We start from the raw sequence: 24,871 nt of genomic DNA on the forward strand, positions 1-24,871 counted from the left end.
ACGTCAGTCGTGTGCGACGACCGCGACAGGCACGGTGGCGTGATGCAGGACGGCGTGCGCCACCGGGCCGATGTGGGCGCCGAACGCGGCACGGCGGATACGGCGTCCGATGACGAGGACGGCGGCTTCGCGGGAGGCGTCCACCAGGTGGTCGGCAACGCTGCCCACGTGGGACTCCACGACCACGTCGACCTGGGGATGCTTCCGCTGCCAGGGACCCAGGACCTCGGTCAGCGCCTCGGTGCCCTCCTGCGAGAGCTGCGCGTAGAGGCCCGCGTCCACTGCGAGGCCGTAGGCGTAGTACGGCGGCACGCTCCCTCCATGCACCACCCGCAGCCCCGTGCCGAGCCGGGCGGCCTCGGCGAACGCGAACTCGATCACCTCGTCGGCGGGGGCATCGGCGGCGAGCCCCACGACTACGGGCGGCACCGGCCCTCGCGCCGTGGCGGCGGAGCCCGCCGCATGTTCCTCGTCCCCGGCGGCAACCACCGCGGCTCCCCCGCCCTCCGCGGCGCCCGCCGCATGTCCTTCGTCCCTGCCGCCGGCCCGCCCGTCGGCCCGGACCAGCACCACGGGCAGTTCGGCGTGCGCGACGACAGCGAGTCCGACGGACCCGACGAGAAAGCCACCGACGCCGCTCAGTCCCCGGGAGCCGAGGACCAGCAGCTCGGCGTCCTTCGCCGCGGAGAGCAGGGCCTCAGCGGGCGCGCCGGTCATCGGCTCCACGGACACGTCCACACCGGGGTGGCGCAGCCGCAGCCCCTCGGCCGCCTCGCGGGGAATCCGCTCGGCCCAGTGCTGAAGGGTCTCCGCGCCCAGGGTGGGTGCCTGGGCCACCGGCGACGGGACCGGCTCCGTGACATGGACCAGCCTCAGCGGAAGGCCGCGCAGCGCCGCCTCGCGGGCGGCCCACTCGGCCGCTGCCCGGCTCTCGGGTGAACCGTCCAGACCTGCGACGACAGAGCGCGACATGACATTTCCTCCTGTGTGGACGACTGCACCCACTTTCGCGGCGAAGGGGGTTGCCACAGCAGGGGCCGCACGTCCCCCGCGCGAGCCGTTGGGCCCCATCACCCACCGGCGGATGGCCCCCTGTCACCGGCCGGCGGACGACCGCCCTACCGCGGTCTGCGCGTCGGCTGTCGCGAGCACGGTGTCCGCCAGTTCCACGGCGGTCTGCCCGCCGCTCGCGTCGATGCGGTCCAGGCCCAGTCTGTCGATGGCATCGACCATCAGCGTCTGGTAGCGCTCGGTGCGGGCCAGGAACTTGTCCATCAGGGCCCGTTCCTCGTCCGTCGCCGCCGCGTAGTCGCCCCCCGCGTGAATGCGGGCCCGTACCACGGAGTCGTCCGCCGTGAGCCACACGGCGGCCGTGCGCGGGACCCGCAGCCCCGCGACGCGGGCGGGCCAGAGGGCCGATCCCTCCAAGACCAGGCCCGTGCCCGTCCTGCCGCGGTCCTCGGTCGCATGAGCCGTGATCAGCTCTTCGATGCGGGGCCACAGCCGCTCGTAGTGGCCGAGCACGGACGTGATCAGTTCGTCCGTCGTCAGCGATCCGTAGTGCTCGGCGACGTGCGCCGGCACCTCCCGTTCCGGGGTCCTCCAGGGACGCCCGGGGTGCCGGGCCAGCAAGTCGGTGCTCCGGCACTCGAACCCGAGCCGTTCCGCCACCACTTGGGCGACGGTCGACTTTCCGACGTTCGACGTCCCGCCGATGAGTACCACCCGCACATCATGCACGCCGTCGACCCTGCTGATCGCGACACCTGTGCGGGGGGGCCTTCGGCGCGCGGCGGAGCGGCTCACCCGGGGGCCCGAACAGACCAGCGGGCAACCGCCTGCACACCGTAGGGTCTTGGATCATGACTGATGGATCATGCCCGTGGCGCACGGCCCTCGACCCCGGCCCGCTCCGGCCGACCCGCCCTGCGGGGCCCGCGACGGACGCGTTCACGGAGGTCCCGGCGTGATCGACTCCACGGCCCATGTCCGCGTGGCCCGCCCGTCGAGGGATCTGGCCGCGGCCGAGCGCTTCTACGTCGAGGGCCTCGGCCTCGACGTGCTGTGGCGGACCACCGAACGCGTTCCCGGCGAGCACGATCTGCTCATGGTCGGACCGCCGGGCGGCTCCTGGCACTTCGAGCTGACCCACGATCCGGAACAGCCGCTGGAACCCACCCCGACGGTCGACGACCTGTTCGTCGTCTACCTCGGCGCCCCCGTGGACCCGGCGCTGACCGACCGTCTGATCGCCGCCGGGGGACGGCTGGTCCCCGCCCACAATCCGTACTGGGACGAGCACGGGGTCACGATCGCCGACCCGGACGGCTACCGCCTCGTCCTGTGTTCCCGCAGCTGGGGATAGCGACGGATCGCCACGGCCCCGGGTGTGCGGAGCGCGCGCCCGTCCGTCGGCCAGGTCCTCGGGCTCCCGCGACGGCGGTCGGGCGACCAGGCAGGGCTGGCGGGCGATGTCAGTACCGCGTGGCAGGGTGTGTCCCGTACGGAAGATCCGTGCACGGATGTGACCTGAGACTTCCAGGAGCAGCACGTGGAGAGCCCCGACACCGCCCCGGCCAGCGGGCACACCGCGCGGCCACGCTCCGACCTGTCCGCGATCACCACCTGGTGGCGGGGACTGGGCGGGGACGGGTTCCTCGTGCTCCCGCCGCCCAGGCGCAGCCGCTGGACGCAGTCCGACGGCCACGGCGACGCCGCCGAACTCGTCGCGCGACACAAACTCGACGACTCCGTCTCCTTTGCGTACTGGCACTGGCAGTCCCACCGGAGCGCCTTCGACCGCTCCGGGGCCCTGACGGGCGAACTGCTGCTGCACTGGGGCGGCGACCACGCCACCGTCGCCGCCGGGCTCGGCGAGGGGCCCGCCGGTTTCCGTGTCGCCGACGGCGGGCCGGGACACGCGTTCCGGCTGGACCGGGTCACCGCGCGGGACGAGGCGGGGCTGCCCGACCCCGAGGACCCCGACGGTGTACGCCAGTTCCTCGCGGCGCTCGCCGAGCCGGTGGACCGCGGCGCCGCCCTGCTCCGGTACCGGGAGCTGTCGGAGGCCGAGGCCGGATGGCTCCACGATCGGCTGCGCGACCCGCTGGACCTGACCGCCGCCGCCCGGTTCGTGGCCGCGCTGGAGCGGCGGGACGCACTGACCCGCGACGAGACACAGCGACTGCTGACCGCCGTACGACGCGATCACGCACAGGGGGTCACGCAGTGGGCCGCCTGGCGAGAGCTGCTCCAGGCGCTGCTGCGCCACGATCACGAGGAGGCGTGGGAGATCGTCGCCGGCCTCGGCTCCGGGGCGTCCGCCGTCCTGCTCCAGGTGCCGTCCGAGCGGGGCCTGGCCGTGGTCCGCGCGTGCGCGCTCGCGGGCGACCGCGCCTCCGTCCACGCCTGGTTCGCGCTGCACCGGTCCCTGCGCGAGCCCGATGCCGTGACAGCCGCCGCCGACCTCGCGACGGAACTCATCGCCTCCCGGGTCCCGGAGAACTGCCTGCACGGCCTGTACGACGCCCTGGTCTGGGCGGTCACGGCCGACTGGCGCCGGGAGACCGGGGCGGACCACCGCGCCGGACTGTCCTACGGCGCCCTGTCGGCGGTCCGTTTCGCCACCGACCAGCGCCTGCCCCACGCCCTGCGCCTGCTCGCGGCGCACGCAGCGCGCGACCAGTCGGATCGCGTACGGGAGGAAGCGCTCAAGTCCGACGGATCCGTGCTGGTGGGCACCGACCCCGCCGAGGTGCTGGCCGCCGTGGACCGCTTCGAGGCGGCCCGGGACGCGCTCCTGACCGGCACCGGCCCCGATCTCACCGCCTCCGAAACGTCGTTGGGCAAGCTCTGGCACCGGTACCGGACACTCACCGACGCCGACGTGCGCTGGCTGCGGGAGCAGGTGGCCGCCCCCGGCACCTCCCTGCAAGGGCTCGGCTTCTGTCTCGAACTCCTGCTGGCGCACGGCATCGCCACGGCCGACGACGTGGAGGCGCTCCTGCCGCGCCGCCTGAAGGACCTCACCAAGGCGTACCGCACCACGTACACCGAATGGCGTCACCCGCTCGTCACGCTGACCTGTCTCGCCCTGGACCTGGACCACCCGGCCACGGCGAAGCTGGCCGCCTGGTGGAACGGGGCCCGCCCGTTGTGGAAGAACGAACTGCGGCTGCTGACCCATCTCGGCGCCCCCGACGAGGCCAAGGCCGCCGAGCTGTGGGACTTCGTCATCTCGCCCGCGCACGACGTGGGCCAGTTGATGACCTGGGTGCTGGTCCGGGCCCGCCTCGACGGGGAGCACCCGCTGCTCGTCGCGGACCGCCTGCTGGGCACCCCCGGCATCAGCCCGCATGTCCTGCACCGCGTGCTGATCGGCGTGTGCGACCCCGAACAGCCGCTGTGGCACTACGCCGTGGACCCGCGCAGCCGCAGCTGGTGGCGGCGCGCCGTGGAGGTCGCGGACCACCCCGGCCTCTCCCCGCAGGCCCGCGCCCTCGGCCTGCGCACCGCCCGCGAACACTGCCTGGTCCGCCACCCGGACCAGGTGAAGCCCGCCCCGACCGAGGCCGAGCGGGCGGCGGCGCTGGCGTGGATCGAGGAGCACGCCGGGGACTGACCAGGCCGGCTCGGGCCACGGTCCCGTGGCGGCGGCCGCGGGTTTCCCGGAGACGGGCGAAGCGGCCCGCGCCCGGAAGGCCGGCGCGGACGTCTACTCGTACACGGCCGCGATGTCCACCGGCCGGAAGCTGCTGGCCCCCTTGGGGCGGTAGTTCATCGTCCAGGTGGGACCGGCGGAGTGCGGTGCACCGAAGAGATCGCCGTCGGGGCAGCCGAACGACATCGTCTCCCCCGCGATGGCGATGCCCGAGCCCTGGTAGGAGTCGCAGACCTGCCCGTCCGCCAGCACGATCTTGAACGGGTAGGGTTCTTCGTCACCCAGGAGGGCATCGGGCAGCGGCTCGGTGAGCCGGATCTTCAGCACCTTCCCGATGGGCCCGCTGTAGGGGCACAGCACGGCGGGACTGAGGTCGTTCGGGGGGCTGAAACAGGGGTCCTTGATGTCGTCGCCGACGGTGCAGCGGTAGGCGTCCACGCGGGTGGCCGAGGACGACGCGGCGAAACAACTGCCGCTCTCCGTACGGACGACGGAGATGTCGTCGGCCGGTTCGCCGAAGGTCCAGGGCGTGAAGGTGTTGACCTCGGTGGCGGCCCTGACGGACGCGGAGGGCGTGCCCGCAGGCGACTCGGAGGCGTCCGCCGCGGGCTCGGCCGAGGCGGTGCCTGCCGACGGGGGCGGAGACGAGGACGAGGACGCGGTGGTGGTGGACGTCGGCGAGCTACCGGCAGCGGCGCCGGGGGTTGCGTGGTCGTGGCCCGGCAGGAAGTGGAGCAGCCCGAAGGAGAGCGCCGCCGACACGGCGGCCGCACCGAGCGCCTTGTAGATCAGCCGCCGCCGCTGACGGGGCCCCGCACCCGCGTCCGCGTCCGTCGTCGTGACGACGCCGGTCGGTGTCGCGGTGAACGACTGCTCCTGGAGCAGTCCCGGCAGGTCTCCGGCCGCCGGGCGGCGCGCCGGGTCCTTCTGGAGCGCGCCGCGTACCGCCCTGAGCAGAGACGGGGGCAGGCCGTTCAGGTCGGGCTCGGTGTGCTGGATGCGGTAGGCGAGCGCCTCGGCGGGGCCGGTGCCGAAGGGGTGGCGTCCCAGGCCTGCGGCCGCGACGACCAGCCCCCAGGTGAACACGTCCGCGGCGGGTCCCGCGGCGCCGGTGGCGAGTTGCTCGGGGGCGAGATAGCCGGGCGTGCCCAGCCGCCAGCCGGTGCGGGTGACCGCACTGGCGTCGGCGAGCTGGGCGATCCCGAAGTCGATGACCTTGGGGCCGTCGGGTCCGAGCAGGACGTTGGAGGGCTTGAGATCGCGGTGCACGATGCCGGCCGCGTGGATGGCGGTCAGCGCCACGGCGAGCGCATGGGCCAGCGCGACGGCGGCCTCGGGCTCCAGCGGGCCCGCGTCGAGCCGTTCGGCGAGCGATCCGCCGGGCACGTACTCGGTGATCAGGTAGGGGTCCTCCCCCTGCGCCGACAGCTCCAGGACCCGTACGACGTGCGGGGTGTCCAGCGTGGCCAGGGCTCGCGCCTCCCGCTCGAACCGCCGCAGGAAGCCCGGGTCGTCGGCGAGTTCGGGGCGGAGGATCTTGACCGCGACGCGTCGCCCTTCGGTGTCCTCGCCGAGGTACACCACTCCCATGCCGCCCGCGCCCAGCCGCCCGACCAGCCGGTGGCCACCGCACTCACGTGGGTCCTTGGCACCGAGTTCCCGCATCGCTCCCCCTCCGGACCCCGCGACACACGCGGCGGCCGCCCCACGCACATCATGACGCACCGGGCACCCGGGCGACGCACGGGCACCACCTCCGCGGCGGGCGGCCCGCGGGCGACACCTCGGCGGCCGGCGCGCGGCCCTGACGGACGGTCAGCTCCGTGCGGTCCTCGTCAGCTGCCGCAACTCGATGACCGTCGCGACGGCACGCAGCCAGCGCGCGGCGGTGTCGTCGGCGGCGATACCCGCCCCCAGTTCGGCGCCGGTGGCCAGCCAGGGCCGTACGACGGCCGACGCCTCCCGGCTCGGCAGTGGTTCGGGGAGCGAGGTGGCGTAGGCGAGGCCGCCGGCCCGGACGGTGTCGGCGAGGAAGGCCACCGAGCGCGGCCGGGTGCCGAGGCGGTCGAGGAGCACGGCCGCGCCCACGACGCCGTCGCCGAACAGGGCGGTGCGCCGGGGGCCGGGCGGCGCCGTGAGACCGTGGCGGAGCAGGGCGCTGATGTCGAGCCGCGCCAGCTCGTCGTCGGAGCGGTCCGGGGGGTACGGGGCCGAGTTCGATTCAGGGTTCATGTTCCAGTGTCGGTGGGGTGGTCGGCATCGTGACGCCGATGATGCCGTGGACGTCGGTGATGTCGTGGGCGTCGGTGATGTCGTGGGCGTCGGTCGGCTCAGCGGACGGTGACGGTGTAGGTGACGCGCTTCGGCGCGGACTGCCGGTACGGCGCGGTCGACGCCGGGGCCGGGCTGCCGCCCTCCTCGTCGCAGGTGGTGGCGAACGTGCAGTGGGTGAGCACGATCCGGGTGCTGCCCTTGCCGGTGGCCTCGAAGGTGAAGGTGAGCCTGCTGCCGCTGCCGACCTCGTTCTTGTCGTGGGACTCCGAGGTGCTGTGCTCCCCGCGCTCGCGGACCACGCCGGCGTCGGGCCGGGGGGCGGACAGGTACCAGTGCTCGCGGGTGGAGCCGTTCTCGTGGACGGTGAGCGTGAAGCGCTCCCCGACCTTCGCGGTGATGCGGGATTCACCGAGGGGGTGCGCGACGGGGGCGGGCTCGCCCGACCCGCAGGCCGCGACGAGCGGCAGCAGCGCGAGCGCCGCGACGGCGCCGCCGGCCGCCCTGCCCCGACGCCAGAGGTTCCGCCTACTTGGCCGTCGGGAGGTACACGCTGTACGCGTCGTTGAGTCCACTGTCCGCTGCCTTGCCCATGTGTCCATTGATGAAGTCGTTCTCGCTCACCCAGGTCGTCGTGCCCCAGGGGTTGTAGATCTGCAGCTTGTCGCCCTCCTGCCCGATGACGGTCATCGCGTGGGCGCCGTCCTTGCCCTTGACGTCGACGGGGACCGGACGGCCGTCCGCCACCGCCTTCTCGACGTCGGCCAGTACGGCCTTGCGGTCGGCGGCGCCGTCCAGGTCGTGGCGCTGGTAGTCGTCACCGGTGGCGGCACCGATGACGGTGTCGTCGATGTGCTCCTGCCCGTCGGGGCCCATGCCCTCCCAGTGGTCACCGCCGAGGCCTTCCGTGTGCAGTCGGTGCTGCTCGGCCACCAGGCGCCGCTCGAAGGCGTCGGGGTCGTCCTCCTGGCCGCTGGGGCCGCCAGTCAGGCCGAGGGCGTAGAGGGGGTCGACCATGGCGCGGGCGGTGACGGTGGAGGAGGCCACGCAGGTGCCCTCCGAGCCGTCGCCGCCCTGGATCCACTGCTGCCCGTCGAAGGTGACGTAGTCCTTGTTGTTGTTGGAGCCGTCGGAGGCCAGGCCCTCGTCGTACATGCTGTCCACCTCGGTGACGACGGGCGTGAGGTGTCTGCGCAGCCACTGCGGGTCGTGGCCCTTGATCTTGCCCTGGAACTGACCGATCTCCGCCACGCTGTGCCCGGCGGCCAGGGCCTTCATCAGGTACGCCCGCTCCTGTGGGCTGTCCGACCCGGCGAGCATCCGGTCCATCGCGGCCCGGTCGGCGGCGCTCAGCGCGTCCATGCGCCGGCCGGCGCGCTCCAGGTCGCGGGCGGTGAGGATCTCGTTCAGCACGGGGTCGCCGTCGACGGCGCTGGTCTCGGCCAGCATCAGCTTGTCGACGGCGGTCAGGCTGCCCGTGCCCAGTTTGCGCATGCGCGCCTCGGAGACCCACTTGTTCAGGTCCCTGGCGGCGGCGTGTGCGGCGTCGTCGGCGGCGATCGCGGCCTTGTGCAGGTCCTCGGCGCCCAGGGAGGCGAGTGAACGGGCCTGCATCCGGACGGCCTTGTCGGGGTCGGACTCGAAGAGGTCGTCGAACCAGCCGTCCTTGCCGCCGAGCATGTGCAGTGCCCGGTGCAGCGCGTCCCGCCCGTCGGCGTCCTGGCTCTGGGCGTCCTTGAGGGCGTCGGCGAACGTGAGGAGCACCAGACCGCCGCTGTAGAAGGCGCGGCCCACCGTCCCGGCGGCCCGGCCGGCGGCAGCCACCGCGTCCGAGGCGAGGACACTGGTGTTCCCGGCCCAGACGTCCGGCAGCCCCTGCTTGGCCACTCGGTCGATGCGCTGGTGGAGGTCGCTCAGGTCCTGTTTCTGGTAGCGCTTGCCCAGGGACTCCAGCGTGGCCGTGTCGCCGACCGGCGCGGAGACGGCGAGGGCGTCGTTGATGGCGTCGATCAGATCGTTCTTGCTGTCGGCGGAGGCGATGGTCTTGCACAACTCGCCCAGCCGCGTGCGGCGTTCGCCTGTGGATTCCGTCATGGCCGGCCCGGTCAGTAGTCGGCCAGCGCCGACGGGCGGCCGGCCCGGGCGGGCGTCGTGCTGGTGAGGGCGCTCTCGCCGACGCCGGTGTGGGCTCCCTTGCCGACGGCCACGCGGTGGGCGCTCGTGGCGACGAGGCCGTCGCTGCCGCGGTAGGCCCCCTTCGACAGCCGCACCTTGTCGGCGAGTTCGTGCAGCGCCGATTCCAGGGCCGCGACCTCCGCCTCCCAGGCGGCGGCGTAGGCGTTGAAGGCCGCGGCGGCGTCCGGGCCGCCGAGCGCGTCGTCCATGTAGCACATGGCGGGCCGGATGGCCTCGCCGATCTTGCCCGCGTCGTTGCCCGCGGCGTCCAGATCCTTCGCCTGCCCGGATATTCCGGACTTGACCGTATAGCCGTCCGAAGACGTGCCCATCCCGCTCCCCCGTTGAAATGATCTCAACAACCGTCGGGGAGGCTAACACGCCCCCGACGGCGGGCATGGCGGGATCACACGCCCCGCACCGAGCCGCCCCATCCACCCGCACCGCGGTGCGGCGCCGCCGGTCCGGGAGCCCGGCTCCAGGCCGGCATGTCAGTCCCGCAGAGGAGATCGACCGGAAGCGGGGCGAGCCGATACCACCGCCGGCCTCTCCGGCCGGCCCCGGTGGATGCGGGCCGGCCGGAGAGGACTGAGCGGCCGGGACCGGCCGAATGCCCCGGCTCGCTCAGTTCAGGCGCCACTGTTGGTTGGCGCCGCCGTTGCAGTTCCACAGCTCCAGCTGGGTGCCGTTGACGTTGCCGGCCGGCTGGTCGCCGCCGGTGACGTCGAGGCACAGGCCGGACTGGACGCCGGTGATGGTGCCGTCGGCGTTGAGCCGCCACTGCTGGTTCGTGCCGCCGTTGCAGGTCCACAGTTCGACCTTGGTGCCCGCGGTGGTGGCCGCGCCGGTGGCGTCCAGGCACTGTGTGCCGCCGTACAGCCGCAGTTCACCGGCCGCGGTGAGGGTGGCCTTCTGGTTGGCGCCGCCGTTGCAGTCCCAGATCTCGATCTTCGTGCCGGGCGTGGTGCCGTTGTCGAACGCGTCCACGCAGCGGCCGGAGGAGGCGCCGACGAGGGTGTGCGTGGTGCCGGTGCTGGTGGCCGAGCCGGTCGACACCCGGAACAGGACCGTGCCATGTCCTGGCACGGTGGCCGAGATCGCGCCGCTGGTGGTGGTCTTCACGTGCGACCAGAGGTTGTCCAGGCTGTAGCCGTTGGAGGAGGCGGGCATGCCGACCGCCGACGCCGTGGTGGACATAGTGGCCGCGGCGGAGTTCTCGTTGAACAGCGCAACCGACACATCGCCGTTGGCCAGCGGTTTCGCCAGGACGTCCAGGCCTCCGGTGGAGGATATCTGCACGCCCTGCTTGCCGAGCGCGTCCTGGTCCACGGCGACGACGTCCCGGTTGCCGAGGATGGAGGCGGTTGCGGCGGTGGAGTTGGGCAGGTCGTTGCCCGTGATCAGCGGGGCGGCCATCTCGGCCCAGAGACTGAACTCGCTGCGGTCCTCGGTGAACGACATGCCGCCGTTGCCGACCTCGAGCATGTCGGGATCGTTCCAGCCGCCGGGGCCGGCGTACTGCGCCAGCTTGACGTTCGCGTGGAAGATCGACAGCAGGGAGCCGTAGCTGTCGTTGATGTCGCCGGTGGTGCGCCACATGTTGCCGACGCCCGCGCCCCACGTCCACACGTTGTCGACGCCCCACTCGCACAGGCTGAACAGGATGGCGCGACCACTGCTGTTGTTGGCCAGGGCATCGCGCATGGTGGTGTCGCGCTGCTGGGCGGAGGTCCCGTCGTCGTTGCAGTTGTCGTACTTGAGCAGGTCCACACCCCAGGAGGCGAAGCTGTTCGCGTCGGTCTGCTCGTGGCCGAGGCTGCCCGGGTAGCCGGCGCAGGTCTTGGTGCCGGCGCTCTCGTAGATGCCGAGTTTCAGGCCCTTGGCGTGCACGTACGCGGCGGTGCCGCTGATGCCGTCCGGGAACTTGACGGGGTCCGGCACGAGACGGCCGCCGGAGTCGCGGCTGCCGGCCATCCAGCAGTCGTCGATGTCGACGTAGGTGTAGCCCGCCGCGGCCAGCCCGGAGGAGACCAGGTAGTCGGCGACGGACTCGACCTTCTGCTCGGTGACGTTGCATCCGAACTTGTTCCAGCTGTTCCAGCCCATCGGCGGGGTGAGCGCCAGCCCGTTGGGCAGCGCGCCGGCCTGCGGCGCGGCGCCCAGCACGCAGGCGGCTAACCCGACGAGCAGCGCGAGGACGGTGCCGGCCGCGGTGCCGGTGCGTCTGTAAGGGGACTTGCGGCGGCCGGTGGTGCGGGGCATGTGGAGGCGCACGTTGTCCTTCTTTCGGATGGGGGGATACGCGATGGGTGCTCAGGCCCGCGGACAGGCTTGAGTGACCCCGCGTCAGGTGGGGGCAAGGCCGAAGGAAATGACGATGACGCGTGGTTGGTAAGGGTGGAAAGTTTTGGATTCTGTGCGAATGCCGGGCCATACCGTCGCAGTCCGCACAGGCTTCGTCAAGGGTTTGCACAGCAACCGGGGCGGGACTCGCCTGCCGGGGCTGCAGATCCACCAGCGATGCAAGAGCGCCTGGAGTCAGGGGTGTTCCGGTCAGCCTCGGCGCCGACCGCGTGCCCCGTCCGCGGTGCGGATCCTGAACTCCAGCTCCGTCAGCGGCTCCATCACGTTGATGGGGTGCGGGACGGTGCTGATGCGCGGCTGGCCGTCGATCAGTTCCACGTTGGCATAGTTGCGGTAGTCGAACCCGTGCTGGGCGTTCAGCCTGAACCCGATCGCGGAAGTCACGTAGTAGGAGATCCGATCGGGCTCGAAGTACGTCGTGAGACAGTCACGCAGCAGTCGGGCGCTCACACTGCGGAAGCCCTCGCACAGCCAGTGGAAGTAGGCCTCGGCCTGAGGCCCGGGAATGCGCGGAATCCCGGAATCCTCGTCCTGGGTCACCCAGCCCGCTTCGGCTGCCGGCCTGAAGAGGTCGGGGCGGTCGAACTTGGTGATGCAGACCGAGACATAGTGAGGCAGCCGACCGTCGCCCGCCCTGATGGCCTGGCCCTTCCCGCCGAGGGTGGTGACGAGCCGCCTCAGGTCCCGCTCCTCACGATCGGCATCACCCAGTGGGTCGAAGAGGTAGATCACGCCCTGAACGCCGTCGTCTGCCTCCGCGTCCGTCTTTTCCAGGTTGGTCGGGGACTCGGGCTCCGCCAAGAACGACTCCCCCGGCGTGTCCGGAAGCTCCAGAACAAAGCTGGTGTCACGAAACCGCCTGTGCCACCCTCGGGAGCGTTCCCGCCCCCGGAACGACCAGCTCAAGTGGGCGGAACGCGAGGTGTCGGCCGGAAAGGTCCGCCGAGTCGCCAACTCGCTCACCCCCTCGGTGAGAACCCGGGCGGCCTCGTCGGTCGTTCCGAGGATCAACCAGTTCGCCTCCCTCTGCCGGCTGTCCTGCATCGCGGCGATGGGAAGAGCAGCCAGGTACGTCGTCTTGCCCGAGCCGGTCGCCCCCCAGAGCACGATCCGAGTACGCTCGCCGACTCCTTCCTCGGTCACCGCACGCACCGGTGTCGGAATCGGAATCGGCGCGAGGATCTCTTCCTGCGTCAGGAGTTGCGCAGGCGCGCCGTGCTGCGGCCGGGAACGAGGTGCTGCGCTCGGAGCCGCAGGAGGCGGAACCACGGGCGGTTTCACAGACAGGGATCGAGGCGGCTCATCGTCATCGGATCGGCTGCCGTCCGCCCGGCCGGGGTCGTGGGACGCCTCCGCGCGCCGCCCGGGCACTGGCCGGACCGGCGCGTCGACGGCTCCAGGCCGCACCGGCGAAGGCTGGGCAGGCTGGAACGCGAGCGCGGCCCTCACCCACTGCCACAGGGTCGTCTGCGGGGGAAGGGAGACCGGCGGCGTGCCCAGGAGGTGACGTCGAATCTCCTGGACCAAGGTGGGGCGGGTGGGGTCAGCGGACACTCGCGCCCCCCGTCGATTCGTCGCGGGCTCCGGCTGCTCGTCCGCGGGCTTCCACCCGCCCGTTCAGGACCTGTTCACCCGCGTCCAGCGGCGCCCGCTCGATCACGGGCGGGGAGTCCGCGCGCACGGCCATCTGCTGGATCACCAAAGGAGCCGCAATGCCCATGGTCACCGCACCCAGGGGCCCAGCGATCTGATGTGCCGCAGCGTAGACGGCATCAAGGCCCGCAGCCATCCCGAAGCGGCAGACCACGGCAACGACATAGCCCCACACCTGGGGCCGACCTCTGCCGTCCTTCCACGGCCACTTCGGTTTACGTGACGGCTGGAGGGCCGACCACAGACCGCGCAGCTCGACCAGCGCCGCTCCGAGCAGCCCCCAGAGGCACGCCTCCCACATCGCCATCGCATCCCCCTGGCCGACCCTTCCTGCCAAGCATGGCCGCCCCCGCCCCGCGCGCGCATACGATCGCCGTCATTCGCAGGAGCACGGCTCGTTGCCCCCCACACACACACGGCCCGGTGACGCCCACCGTCACCCCCAGCCGGGCGGAAGCAGGTCCCGGGAGCTGCGGCCGAGCCATTCCCCGAAGGTCACCGGCCGGGCGCCCCCGGCGTGGTCGAGGGAGAGCGGGATGATCAGGTCGCAGGTGGCCCGTCCGTCCCACCACAGCGTTCCGGCGAGCGGACCTGTGATCACCAGAAGCGTGGCGAAACCACAGCCGTGCTCCTCCACGACGACAGCCCCGGCCGTCTTCCGCTCGTCGAACTCCCAGTACTCCGCGTTCCAGGCATCCATCGGCCCCGCGAACGCGTCCTCGTCGGCATAGTCCTCGGCCCGGGGCAGTCGCCGGAAGAACTCGTCGTCGGCTTCCGCATAGGAGTCCGGGTGCGGGAAGGGCAGCGGCAGCAGATCGCGTCGCCGCGCGCTGTTGTCCGCCCACCACCAGCCGTTGTCCGTCTTCTCCAGCCGAGCGACGGCCCCTCCCGAACTCACCTGCCGCAAGTAACGGCGATATTCGGCGGGGAAGACGACGCCGAGATCGGCTTCGGCGGCGATCACCTCGGCCTCGGTCAGCGGAGGCGGCACAGTGGGACGGTTCATGAAGCCAGAGGCTAGACGATCACTCGGACGGAACGGCGCCCCGCGCGGAACGGTGACCCTGTCGAGCCGCGGCGACGGCGTCCCTGCTCGTGAGAGCCTTGCCCTCATGGAGGATCCGCCGACCGCGCCAACCACCCACGAAGCTCTGACCCCGATCCGTGTCGGTGACGTCCTGCACGGGCGGGTCGTCGCGGTCTCCCGTTCGGAGTTCTCCGTCGTCCTCGACGATTTCCCCGACCAACCACCGGCGACGGTAGGGGCGTTGGACGCCTGCTGGCTCCGGCGCTTCGCCGACGTCGCCGTGGTCGGGCAGAGGGTCAGCGGCGAAGTGATCGCCGTGGACCTGGAAACGGGCCGGGTACGGCTGTCGACGGCCGCCACAGAGCACCCGCAACTGTGGCGGTTCCTCAGCGGGATTCGCCAGGGCGACGTCCTGACCGGCACCGTGGCGGCGATCGAGCGGTTCGGGGTCTTCGTCGCCCTGGACGAGGGCCCCGAGCACCCCCTGTATCCGGGCGTCGGCTTCCTCACCTACCCCGAACTGTCCTGGCGTCGCTTCGAGAAGGCCACCGACGTCGTCCGGACCGGGCAGCGCATAGCGTGCGAGTTCCTGCAGTTCGACACGTGGAACGGGGAAGCCCGGCTGTCCCTGCGGGCCACCCAGCCCGATCCCTTCGCCGCCTTCGCCGACGGCATCGCGGCGGGCCGGACGCTCAACGGGCGGGTTACCCATCTCGTCCCCTTCGGCGTCTTCGTCGAAGTCGCCGAAGGCGTCGAAGGATTCATCCGCCTCGCCGATCTCGGCGACACCCCCGTGGCAACGCCCGAGGACGCCGTGCAGACCGGCGACGAGATCACCGTCGTCGTCACCGACATCGACCGTGAACGACGCCGGCTCACCCTGTCGCGGCGTGGAACGACGGACGGTCCGCGCGATCGGCGCTGAGTGTGCGGCATTTCCTCGCAGACGGCGGACCGACGCGGGCACCGGCACCCTGCACCTTCCGGTGTCGGCACCGGAAGGTGCAGGGTGGACCCGCGGGCCGGTCGGGCTGCTACGGCGCCGGAAACACCAGGCGCACCCCGTACCGCTTCTCGGCCGAGCGCAGGGCCGGGACGAGGGTGGTACGCAACGCGCGGACGGCGTCGGCGTGTTCGGGCTTCGCGAGGAACCCGGTGCGCAGCTTGGCGCGGGCGGGTTCGCGTACCGCCTCGACCGGGCGCATGCAAGTGGCGTACGCCTGGCCCAACTCGTGCTCCTGCGCGGGAAGTTCGCTCACGTCGGCCTCTTGCATCCGCTTGTCGGCGAGGGCGAAGTACGCCTGCTCGCTGTCGGCTTCGATGCCGTACCGGGAGAAGCAGCCCGGCAGGGTGCGCAGCGCGCGGAGCGTTGCCGGGTCGCGGCGCAGTGTGGCGATCGTGCCGAACCACTGCCCCTGCACCTCGGAGTAACGGTCGCGCAGGGACGTGGCGGCCGCCTTCCCCTGGGTGAGGCAGGCCTGTACCTCGGCCGTGGTTCCGGTGCGGGTCGGCGCGGGGCTCGTCGACGGCTGGGGCACGGTGGCGCTCTGGCTGGTGCCGTGGCGGGCGATGAAGTCCAGGTCGGGGAGTTCGGAGAAGCGGATGAAGGTGGCGGGGACCGTGGCGGGCAGGGTGAAGCCGCGCGTGCGGGCGCAGGAGACCTCGGCCGCCCGCTGGACCTGCTGGACGAAGACCTCCAGCCCCTGTGCCCACCGGGACTCCGCGCCGGTCGCGGGCAGGACCATGCGCACGGGGTCGGCCGGGAGGGCGGTACTGAGCCGGGCCGAGGTCACGGCGGCCGGACGAGGACGGGAGTCACTCTGCGCGGCCGTACAGGCGGTCCCGGTGGCTGCGACGGTGACCGTGACTGCGACTGTGGCGAGCCGCGCGAGGGTGGAGCGGCGTGAAGAGCGCATCCGGATCATGGGGATCAGGGGTCCTGTCTGCGTGAGGGCGGTGCCGTGGTCCGCTCGGTCCCACGGCACCGCTGAAGCCGGAACGGCCTCAGTGCGTGATCCGGACGAAGTCGCCGCCGTTGCGATAACTCGCCACCGTGAAGGTCGTGTTGTCCTTCACACTGGAACACAGGACGACGTCGTCGACGTCGTAGGTGCCGTCCTCGACGTAGATGTACCCCGCGTTACAGGTCTTCCAGGAGCTCGTGGACGTGTAGTAGAGACGGCCCGCGTAGTAGTCGTAGATCTCTGACGTGTAGTTGACCGCGTCGGTCAGGTTGAGGTCGCTGCAGCTGCTCGTCGCGGACTTGGTGCGCGTGCTGCCGACCCCTTCGTAGCTCCCGGTCGTCAGCGCGGCGGTCACACAGGCTTGCGGCAACGCCGACGCGGTGGGCGCGAGAACCAGACATCCGGCGGCGGAGACGAGCGCGAGCGCGCCCGCGGCGATGGCCTTTCTCATGTTTCCCCCAAGGTCGAGTGGGAGTGGTTCGGGCTCCTGAAACGCTCGCAGAGCGCGTTCCCCGGGGGCCACACACTTCGACGGGGCTCCAAAGTCCCTTGTCATACGCCGGAATGCGCGCATCCGGCGAGGGGCGGGGGCCTCACGTGGCACGTGGGGCGGGAGGGTCCTGCCCCCGGGGCGCGTGAAGTGAAGTCGGCCGGAACAGCGCGGCACCGAGAGGCGTGAGGGTGTGCAGGACCGTGTTGCGGTGGCGGTGGCTCAGGACCAGGCCCGCGTCGCGCAGCACCGTGGTGTGGTGAGAGATCGTGGACACCGACACGCCCAGGAACACGGCCAGTTCAGAGGTGGTCGCGCCCAGGGCGAGGGACCGCAGGACGGCCGCGCGGGTACGGCCGAGCAGCGCGGCGAGCGACACGTCGGGCGGGCGTTCGGGAGCGGGCGCCCGCAGGCCGTGGACGGGGTAGACGAGTACCGGCTGAAGGGTGTCGTCGGCCATCGAGACGGGCGACTGCCAGCAGAAGTACGACGGGACCAGGCGCAGTCCGCGGCCCGCCAGGTACAGGTCCCGGTCCTCGACGTAGTCGACGTGCAGGACGGGCGGATGCCATCGGACGGCGGGTGACAGACCGGCGAGCAGTGCGTCGAGGCCGTCCGCGAGGGCCGCGTGGCCGCGCAGGGTGCGCTCCGCGGTGACGGTGGCGAGAATGCGGCTCTCGTGGGGTGCGATGACCGCTTCGTGGTAGGCGCGCAGGAGTCTGGTCAGGTCCTCTCGGGACGCACGTTCCAGGAGGCGGTGAGCCCAGGCCGGGGCGCCGCTGCACCGGTCCAGCATGCGTATCTCGTGGGCGACCCGCTCCGGCGGGGTGTCGACGATCGCCGCGAGTCCCCGTTCCAGGCCGTCGGCGGCGTCGTGCGGGGTGAGGAAGTCGGGCAGGTAGCGGGCCCGCGGCAGCACGGGGACCAGGAGTCGTCGTACGGCCGCGCCAAGTCGCGTGCCCGCAAGGGTCGTTCGGGTCTGGCGGTACCAGTCGGCGTACGCCCAGCGGCCTCGGGTGGTCTGCAGTCGGTGCAGGCTGCAGGCGATCTCCCAGAGCGGGTCCGGCGCGCTCGCCATCCGGAGGCGGGCCAGGTCCTCGGGCGCGAAGTGGATGCGCAGCACGCGAACCGCCCCCTGTAGACCATTCGCCTTCAGGGGCAGCTTGCGGCACGCGGCTGTCGGGGACAACTCAGGAACCGGCCGTCGTGTCCTGGCCGAGGACCGGGACGGAACGACGCCCGGGCGGACGTCGTGTCCTCGTCGCGGACCGGACGGAAAGACGACCGCGCGGCTGCCGTGTCCAGGTCGCGGACCCGGACGGAAAGACGACCGCGCGGGCTCGTCCGCTCTCGGCCGCCGGTGTCAGCCTCGCTTGAGGCGGACGACGACGGGGGCACTGAAGGGGGCGCCGGACTGGCTGACCACGACCTCTCCGGCGCCCAACCACTCGTCGGTGCCGGGGATCCGGTGGACCTCCGCCGGCCCCATCACCTGCTTCGAGTCCTTACGGGCGCCGGTCGACGGGGCGAGGCGATGGGTTTTGATCTTCACGCAGCGGTTGTCACTGGTCAGGAACAAGTTGTCCTTGAAGAACTGGCCCGCGTCATCCTGGGCCACCGGGATCAGCCGGGCGCATTTGCCGGGTGCGGGCTTCTGCGCGACCCACTTGGAGCCCTCCCAGCGCAGCCGGATGTACTGCTCGTCGGGATCCTTGCCGCCCTCGCCCTCGTTGAAGCTGTCGAGGCCGTAGGCGAGCACCTGGCCGCCGTCCAGGGCGATGACCTGGTCGAGGTGTGCACCGGCCTCGGGCGGTATGGGCTCGTCGAAGTGGTACTGCGGTGTCTCCACCGACTTCCAGGACGTGCCGTCCCAGTGCATCGAAGCAGGCTGTTCGTAGAAGTCGCCGGAGCCCACATCGGTACCCGGTCCGGTGGAACGGCTGCCGACCGCCCAGACGTCGTCGGGTCCTGCCGCCGCCAGGTCGGAAGCGGTGTACGGCAGCCGGGTCACGGTCCAGCGGGTGCCGTCCCAGTGCTGCGCGGTGCGGTCGTCCACCAGCATCCAGACGTCCTTCGGGCCCGTGGCCGCGATGTGCTCGCTCTTGCTTCCCTGCGGTGGCCTCGCCACGGCCGACCAGCGCTCGCCGTCCCACTCCGCCCAGGAGTTCACGCCGAAGGCCGCCCCTTTGCGGTGCCATTCCATCCACAGGGCCTTGTCGCCGATCTCGTGGAGCGCGATCGCCGAGTCGGTGGTGCCGAAGTTCTCGGGGAGGGGCCCTCGCTGCCAGCTCTTGCCGTCGAAGTGCAGCAACGGTTCCTTGGAATTGCCGTTGTCCTCGATGGACTTGCTGCCGACGTGCACGGGCGCGACCCAGATGTCGTCCTCGGCCAGGACTGCGAAGTCGGTGATCTCTCCATGGAAGTCGAAGACGTGCTCGAACTCCCAACTCGACGAGCTCGCGGCGCCGGCGGTCCCGGCGTCCGCACTGCACCCCGCGACCGCGAACACACCAGCGAGGGCGGCGGCGCCCACGAGCCCCCTGTGAATGATGCCCCTGGCTCTGCGCAAGCCCACTCCCTCGGTCGGTCCCCGACCGGTTGTCGGTACCAACCGGCGGGCAGCGCAGCGTACCGGGTGCGGCACAGCCACCCCACAGCACCCTGCTGTCGAATCCGAACTGTCCATCAATGAGAGACCGTTCGACGTCGACGTCGACGCCTGCACCGGAGGCCGGCCGCCATTACGCCCCCCTGTCTCCCACTCGCCCCCCGGATCGACCGAACTCACCCCACCCGGCCCACCGGCGGCGCACGCTCCGGCATCATGACCTCCATGACGAGCGGGGTGGATGTGGCCGCAGCGGCGGCCGGGTTCGAGCGGGGCAGCGTGGCGGACGTGGAGTCGGCCGCCGAGGACGAGCGCGGGCAGGTGCTGGCGCGGTTTCCGTTGGACGGGTGGGCCGAACTGCCGTTGGAGCGCTACGCCCTCGGGCAGTCCGCGCCCGCCGGTTCGGGGCCGACGTACTGCCGGATGCTGGAGTTCCTCACCCCGAATCTGGGCTCCATCAAGGGCGGCAGCGCGGCCAAGCACATCATGTACCACCATGTCTCGGGCGAGTGGCGGCTGGCCGCTCCGCTGCGCGGAATGGAACCGCAGGAGGCGTGGGCCGAGCTGCGCGGTCAGTTCGTCCGGGCCTTCGACGCCGTCTCGGCGGGAGACTTCGACGCCCTGGACGATCTGGAAGTGCTTCGCTTCGGGCCGACGTTGGTGACGAAGACGCTGGCGACCTACTTCCCCGAACACTTCCTGCCGATCTACGCGGGGGAACATCTGCGCCGGTTCGCCACCGTGCTGGGCGACTCGGCGCAGGGCGACGCTCCGGCCTGGCGCAGCAACCGGCGTCTGCTCAAACTCGTCCGGGAGCGGGCGGAGTTCGAAGGCTGGACCCGGTACGAGGTGATGCACTTCCTGTACCGGCACGCCGACCCGCGGCCCCGGCAGCGCACCATCTGGAAGATCGCTCCGGGCGAGCGCGGCCGCCTGTGGGAGGAGTGCCGGACGGACGGGGTCATCCGCGTGGGATGGGAGCAGGTCGGAGACCTCGGCCTGTACCAGAGCGACACCGATCTGAAGCAGGCTCTGGACACACACTGGCCCGCCAAGAGCGGGGGCAGCCTGACGCTCGCCCGCCGGCTGCTGGCCTTCCGCGACCTGGAGGAGGGCGACCGTATCGTCGCCAACCGAGGGGTGGACGAGGTCCTGGCCACCGGCACGGTCAGTGGGAACTACCGCTTCGACGCGGACCGCGAGGAGTTCCAGCACACCGTCCCCGTCGAGTGGGACGTGTCGCACGCGCAGCGGCTGCCGGACCCGCGGCCATGGCGGTCCACCTTCTCCAAGGTCGACCCGGCCTTCTTCGCCAAACTCACCTCGTACCGCGCCGACACCGAGACCGGCGCTGGGGCCGGAGCCGGAGCCGGAGCCGAGTCGAACCGGGGACCGGAGAGCACACCGGTCGCCCTGCCCGAGGACGTGCAGACCGTCCTGGACGCCCTCCGGCGCAAGGGTCAGGTGATCCTGCACGGGCCCCCCGGTACGGGCAAGACACGGCTCGCGCTCGCCGCGGCCCTCGCCCTGGACGGCCGCGCGGAGAGCCTGGACGGCGACGCCGACCAGCGCGCCAAGGCCCAGGCCGAGATGCTGCACGGCGACCGCGTCCACATGGTCACCTTCCATCCCTCCTACGGCTACGAGGACTTCGTCGAGGGCTTCAAGCCGGACCTGACCGCCGAGGGCCCCGGGCTCACGCTCGAACTCACCGACGGACTGTTCCACGACCTGTGCACCCGGGCCGCGGCCCATCCGGGACAGGACTTCCTGCTGGTCGTCGACGAGATCAACCGCGGCGACCTGCCGCGGATCTTCGGCGAGTTGATCACCCTTCTCGAGCGGGACAAGCGGAACCTGCCGGTGGCCCTCCCCGTCAGCAAGCGACGCTTCGCCGTCCCGCCGAACGTGCACATCATCGGCACGATGAACACCGCCGACCGGAGCATCAGCCACCTGGACGCAGCAATCCGGCGCCGCTTCGCCTTCCTGTCGGTGGGCCCGGACCCGGACGCGGTCTCCGGGACCGTGGGCCCGCTGGACCTGGCCGCGTTCTTCGACGCCCTCAACACACGCATCACCCGCCACCTCGACGCCGACCACCAGATAGGGCACGCCTACCTGCTGCGCGACGGCGTACCGATCGACACCGAGGAGGATCTGGCCGCGGCCTTCCACCACGAGGTCATCCCCCTCCTGGAGGACTACTGCCTCGGCCGGGCCGAACTGCTGCACCGCATCCTCGGCGGGCTGGTCGACGCCGACAGCGGGCGTCCGCTGCTCATGTCCCCGCAGGACCTGGCGGACGCGCTGGCGACCGAGTTCACCAGCGGCGTGACCGGCCCGGATGCCTGACCGCGACACGCTCCGGCTCGGCGAGTACGAGTCCGCGACGCTGGAGCCCGGACAGCTCACCGGCCGGGACGTCGCGCGCCTGCGCGCTTTCCAGGCACGCGGCTGCCTGACCCTGGCCCCGGACCGCGTCGGATGGCGTCTCAAGGCCGACGCGACGGTCGGGATCCTCGTCCTGGACCGGATCCGCCTGGTCATCACGCCGAAGTTCGCCATCCCCGGAGAGCGGCTCATGAGCTGGCTCGCCTACGCCCTCGGCACGTCCGTCCCCGCGACGGCCAGGCGCTGGACGACCGGCCCGGACGGCTACGCCGACCTGGTCGCCGCCGCCCTTCTCGACGCATGCGAGCGGCTGCTGCGGGAGGGGCTGCGCCGGGACTACGTACGCCGCCACACTGTCGAACCCGTGCTCCGGGGACGGCTGGACGTCGTCGCCCAGGCCACCCGCCGCTACGGGCAACTGGACCAGCTGCACGTCCGCACCTTCGACCGGGAGGCGGACATCGAGGACAACCGTGTCCTGGGCAGCGCGCTCAAGGCCGCGCTCGTCCTCACCTCCAGCCCCGACCTGGCCCGGACCCTGCACGGCATCGCCGGCGCCTTCCCGCAGGCCGCCACCCCCGCCGCGGCGCTCCGCGCCCTGGACCGCACCCACTACACGCGCCTCAACGCCCGCTACCGTCCCGCCCACACCTGGGCCCGCCTCCTGCTGCGCGGCGGAGGCGTCACCGATCTACTCAACGACCACGGCATCACGGCGGACGGCCTCCTGCTGCCCATGCCCGCGCTGTGGGAAGCCGTCGTCCGCCGTCTCGGCACGGAGGCCGTCACTCCCCACGGCGGCCACGCCGTGCCCAGCAAGGGGTCCACCGGCATCACCGTGACCGGAGACCTGGGCAACGTCTCGGCCTTCCGCCCCGACCTCCTGCTCCGCCTCCCCGGCCACGACCCGACGCACCCGACGCTGCTGCCCGTCGACGCCAAGTACAAGCGCTACGACCGCCACGGCGTGAGCGCGGCCGACATCCACCAACTCCTCACCTACGGCGCCGGCTACGCCCCCGGGGACGCCCCGCGCGCAGTGATCGTCCACCCCCGGCCCGGCGGCCACACCCACCGCACCCTGCGTGCGGACGGTCCCCGGGGCCCACTGGGCGTCATCGATGTCCTCGGAGTCGACACCAGCGTGCCTCCCGGAGAAGCGGTCCCATGGCTCGGGGCGGCACTGGCCTGATCCTGACCGACCGGGCCTCGATGCGATCATCATGCGCAGCCCTGGATCACAACTCCCTCAACTGCTCGTGGAGGAACTCAAGGTTGCGTCTCCGGTTGAGGTAGTCGATCCAGCCGGCCCAAGCGGGATCCGCGAGGACCACGGGCACGAAGTCCTCGAGGCTGTTCCCCTCCCGCCCGAGCAGCTCCGCAGTGAGTACGACGGCCACGAACAGCGGCGTGTGCGCTGCGGCCATCGCCCGCTGCACGGCGGGCATGTCGCTGAGGTCGAGCAGTTCGCGGTAGTGAGCGACCCATGGCTCCAGCCACCACCGGCCCAACTCCCGGGCGTCGGCGTCCTCGACGCCCGGGAACGTCCCGGTGAGGGCGACGGCCAGGCGCCCGACGTACTCCGCATCCGTACCGGGAATGTCGGGGTACTCCCGTGTGAAGTGCTCCCATTCCACGCTGCTCGCCAGGTCGGTGATGGTGGCGGGCCGCACGGGCTGAAGGGCGTACTGCGGTTCGGCGGCGAGGAAGGCGTCACGCAGCACCTCGTACCGCAGGGGACAGGCTTCGGCGAGCAGCACCGCGTCGTAGAGGTCCTTGCCCTGCGGGTGCATGTCGGTGACCAGCCACATGATCTTCCAGGCCAGGGAGAGCTCCGGGGTGACCGCGTTGAGGACCGCGTCGGCCGAGATCGGGAACGGCTCGGGTGCGAGCGGGAGCCTTTCGTTGAACACGAAGTCGAGCTGGACCACGCCGCCGGGCGTCCCGTCGGCCGTCCAGGGCAGGACCAGGCGCCGGCCCGGGACGCGCTCGTAGGTCCAGATGTCCTCGCTGACCGCGTCATCGGCCTCGAAGCTCACCGGGCCCTGGCCGGCCGCTTGTTGGGCGGCGTACACGATGCCGTCCAGCGTGGCCGCCGTCCGCTCCTCCTCGATCCGCCAGTCCTGGGGAACGACGACGAAGTCCAGGTCTCCCGGCTCCCGGGCGGCGTCGCCGAACCACCCTTCGAGCAGCACGCTGCCGCGCAGCACGAGGTGGTCGGCCCACTCGGATCCCGCGACGGCCGTCAGCACCAGGTACAGGGCCGAGCGCCGGGCGGCGTACCACGCGGCGCCCGCCGCCGCGTCGGCGAAGCGGGGGTCGCCGGCGCGGTAGGCATTCGGATACTGCTTGAGCGCCGGATCGAAGATCGGCCGCTGCAACACGCCCTCCTGCCGTACCGGGCGGAGCGTCAACGGCACCCCGAGGTCCGCACGCCGACTCTCGTCCAGTTGGCTCTGCGGCACCTCGGAGGCCCGCCACCCGAAGGACTCCCACGCCGCGGTCATCTTTTGCGTCCCTCCCCCCGCTCCATCCACCCGTCGTCGATGGCGCTGTTGCTGTCGTACACCACGAACTCCCGCTCCACAGAGTCGATCTCGTACCCAGCGCCGCATATCACCCCGACGAGCCGTTCCAGTCGCTCCCCGGCCGCGTGCAGACCGACGCCGTAACAGCGCTGGGTCACGAACCGCTGCTGCCGACCACCGTCCATGAACCGCCGCGCGTTCCACGACACATGGGCACCATGACCGCTCACCAGGGCCGCCACCGCCGCGCGGTCAAGATCCTGACCGACGATCACCTTGATGTGGTGCTCGAAGTGAACTTTCCGGCCGAGCAGTGCCGCCTCCCCGTCCGATCGCGGAACCCCGCGCGTCCAGGGCGTCGCCTCGATCTTCACCCGAACCGGCTCGAAGCCCGCCGAGCGCAGCTCGTCCGCCGCTGCCAGGGCCGCCCGTTGCTGCTCTGAAAGGGTGCCTGCCCCGCCGAGCGTCACCATCGGCTGCGAGGCCATCCGCCCGCGCGCGAGCACGATGTGAACGAAGCCGATACCCCTGCCCGCCGCCCACCCCTCCAGCCTGCGCACCACATGATCGTCGGCGCACTCCACCGTGACGTGGGTCTCGAACTCGCCGACGAATCGCTCCGCAGCGATCGGCTGTCCTGGGGCGTGGACAATGAGGAGTGCCATGACCAGGATGTTCCCAACGGCGGCCGCCGGAGGGAAATCCATTACTGACTTCGGCTCGCCAGGGTGAATCTT

Annotated in this window: 22 protein-coding genes; 5 read left to right on the forward strand and 17 right to left on the reverse strand. The window is 71.7% G+C overall.

The annotated features are described in order from the left end of the window. Positions 1-3: 3 nt before the first annotated feature. Positions 4-972, reverse strand: a complete 969-nt coding sequence (locus WN71_RS00930) for a universal stress protein (protein WP_046592826.1) — start codon at positions 970-972, stop codon at positions 4-6. Positions 973-1,095: 123 nt separating this feature from the next. After that, on the reverse strand, positions 1,096-1,740 hold the full coding sequence (locus WN71_RS00935; protein ID WP_420856437.1) for an AAA family ATPase: 645 nt from the start codon (positions 1,738-1,740) through the stop codon (positions 1,096-1,098). A gap of 226 nt (positions 1,741-1,966) precedes the next feature. On the opposite strand from WN71_RS00935, the gene WN71_RS00940 reads away from it, so the two are divergent. Next, a complete protein-coding gene (locus tag WN71_RS00940; protein ID WP_046592824.1) occupies positions 1,967-2,365 on the forward strand; it encodes a VOC family protein in 399 nt (132 codons plus the stop codon). Between the two features lie 186 nt (positions 2,366-2,551). Then, positions 2,552-4,621 carry a hypothetical protein gene (locus WN71_RS00945; protein WP_046592823.1) on the forward strand — a complete coding sequence of 690 codons (2,070 nt, stop codon included), beginning with the start codon at positions 2,552-2,554 and terminating at the stop codon, positions 4,619-4,621. Positions 4,622-4,714: 93 nt separating this feature from the next. Here WN71_RS00945 and WN71_RS00950 read toward each other — a convergent pair whose 3' ends face one another. From WN71_RS00950 to WN71_RS00990, 9 genes are all read right to left on the reverse strand, one after another. Beyond that, positions 4,715-6,325 carry a serine/threonine-protein kinase gene (locus WN71_RS00950; RefSeq protein ID WP_052743262.1) on the reverse strand — a complete coding sequence of 537 codons (1,611 nt, stop codon included), beginning with the start codon at positions 6,323-6,325 and terminating at the stop codon, positions 4,715-4,717. A 150-nt stretch (positions 6,326-6,475) separates the two neighbouring features. Further along, positions 6,476-6,892: a hypothetical protein gene (locus WN71_RS00955; RefSeq protein ID WP_046592822.1), complete on the reverse strand. Its 417-nt coding sequence runs from the start codon at positions 6,890-6,892 to the stop codon at positions 6,476-6,478. Between the two features lie 98 nt (positions 6,893-6,990). Continuing rightward, positions 6,991-7,506 (reverse strand): protease inhibitor I42 family protein, encoded by a 516-nt coding sequence (locus WN71_RS00960; protein ID WP_052743261.1) that lies wholly within the window; start codon positions 7,504-7,506, stop codon positions 6,991-6,993. Then, positions 7,460-9,025 (reverse strand): peptidoglycan-binding protein, encoded by a 1,566-nt coding sequence (locus WN71_RS00965; protein WP_046592821.1) that lies wholly within the window; start codon positions 9,023-9,025, stop codon positions 7,460-7,462. Before WN71_RS00965 ends, WN71_RS00960 begins: the two co-directional genes overlap by 47 nt. 11 nt (positions 9,026-9,036) lie before the next feature. Beyond that, the gene (locus WN71_RS00970; protein WP_046592820.1) at positions 9,037-9,438 is read right to left on the reverse strand and encodes a hypothetical protein; all 402 of its coding nucleotides are present in this window, start codon (positions 9,436-9,438) and stop codon (positions 9,037-9,039) included. Between the two features lie 292 nt (positions 9,439-9,730). Beyond that, positions 9,731-11,368, reverse strand: coding sequence for a glycoside hydrolase family 27 protein (locus WN71_RS00975; RefSeq protein ID WP_046592819.1), 1,638 nt, complete (start codon positions 11,366-11,368; stop codon positions 9,731-9,733). Positions 11,369-11,659: 291 nt separating this feature from the next. Beyond that, positions 11,660-12,613: a hypothetical protein gene (locus tag WN71_RS00980; protein ID WP_143074786.1), complete on the reverse strand. Its 954-nt coding sequence runs from the start codon at positions 12,611-12,613 to the stop codon at positions 11,660-11,662. A gap of 400 nt (positions 12,614-13,013) precedes the next feature. Further along, entirely contained in the window at positions 13,014-13,430 is a 417-nt protein-coding gene (locus WN71_RS00985) for a hypothetical protein (RefSeq protein ID WP_046592818.1), read from the reverse strand. A 129-nt stretch (positions 13,431-13,559) separates the two neighbouring features. After that, complete coding sequence (locus WN71_RS00990) at positions 13,560-14,129, reverse strand: SMI1/KNR4 family protein (RefSeq protein ID WP_240529523.1); 570 nt, start codon at positions 14,127-14,129, stop codon at positions 13,560-13,562. 106 nt (positions 14,130-14,235) lie between these two features. On the opposite strand from WN71_RS00990, the gene WN71_RS00995 reads away from it, so the two are divergent. Further along, on the forward strand, positions 14,236-15,075 hold the full coding sequence (locus WN71_RS00995) for a S1 RNA-binding domain-containing protein (RefSeq protein ID WP_046592817.1): 840 nt from the start codon (positions 14,236-14,238) through the stop codon (positions 15,073-15,075). Between the two features lie 109 nt (positions 15,076-15,184). On the opposite strand, the gene WN71_RS40635 is transcribed toward WN71_RS00995, so the two are convergent. The 4 genes from WN71_RS40635 to WN71_RS01015 all read right to left on the reverse strand — a co-directional run bounded on the left by WN71_RS40635 (position 15,185) and on the right by WN71_RS01015 (position 19,173). Beyond that, positions 15,185-16,066 (reverse strand): hypothetical protein, encoded by an 882-nt coding sequence (locus WN71_RS40635; protein ID WP_046592846.1) that lies wholly within the window; start codon positions 16,064-16,066, stop codon positions 15,185-15,187. Between the two features lie 88 nt (positions 16,067-16,154). Further along, a complete protein-coding gene (locus WN71_RS01005) occupies positions 16,155-16,565 on the reverse strand; it encodes a hypothetical protein (RefSeq protein WP_046592816.1) in 411 nt (136 codons plus the stop codon). 142 nt (positions 16,566-16,707) lie between these two features. Continuing rightward, positions 16,708-17,727, reverse strand: coding sequence for an ArsR/SmtB family transcription factor (locus WN71_RS01010; RefSeq protein WP_046592815.1), 1,020 nt, complete (start codon positions 17,725-17,727; stop codon positions 16,708-16,710). A gap of 240 nt (positions 17,728-17,967) precedes the next feature. Continuing rightward, positions 17,968-19,173, reverse strand: a complete 1,206-nt coding sequence (locus WN71_RS01015) for a hypothetical protein (RefSeq protein WP_143074787.1) — start codon at positions 19,171-19,173, stop codon at positions 17,968-17,970. A gap of 264 nt (positions 19,174-19,437) precedes the next feature. On the opposite strand from WN71_RS01015, the gene WN71_RS01020 reads away from it, so the two are divergent. Next, entirely contained in the window at positions 19,438-21,567 is a 2,130-nt protein-coding gene (locus WN71_RS01020; RefSeq protein ID WP_046592813.1) for an McrB family protein, read from the forward strand. Next, positions 21,560-22,798: an McrC family protein gene (locus WN71_RS01025; protein WP_046592812.1), complete on the forward strand. Its 1,239-nt coding sequence runs from the start codon at positions 21,560-21,562 to the stop codon at positions 22,796-22,798. The genes WN71_RS01020 and WN71_RS01025 overlap by 8 nt, the downstream gene beginning before the upstream one ends. A 46-nt stretch (positions 22,799-22,844) precedes the next feature. Here WN71_RS01025 and WN71_RS01030 read toward each other — a convergent pair whose 3' ends face one another. Together WN71_RS01030 and WN71_RS01035 are read right to left on the reverse strand one after the other, a co-directional pair. Further along, positions 22,845-24,113, reverse strand: coding sequence for a nucleotidyl transferase AbiEii/AbiGii toxin family protein (locus WN71_RS01030; protein WP_046592811.1), 1,269 nt, complete (start codon positions 24,111-24,113; stop codon positions 22,845-22,847). After that, positions 24,110-24,871: hypothetical protein (locus WN71_RS01035; RefSeq protein WP_338058669.1), on the reverse strand; the 762-nt coding region annotated here is incomplete at its 5' end. The genes WN71_RS01035 and WN71_RS01030, both read right to left, overlap by 4 nt.

It is taken from the genome of Streptomyces mangrovisoli (genome assembly GCF_000974985.2).
GTDB classification, from domain to species: Bacteria; Actinomycetota; Actinomycetes; order Streptomycetales; family Streptomycetaceae; genus Streptomyces; species Streptomyces mangrovisoli.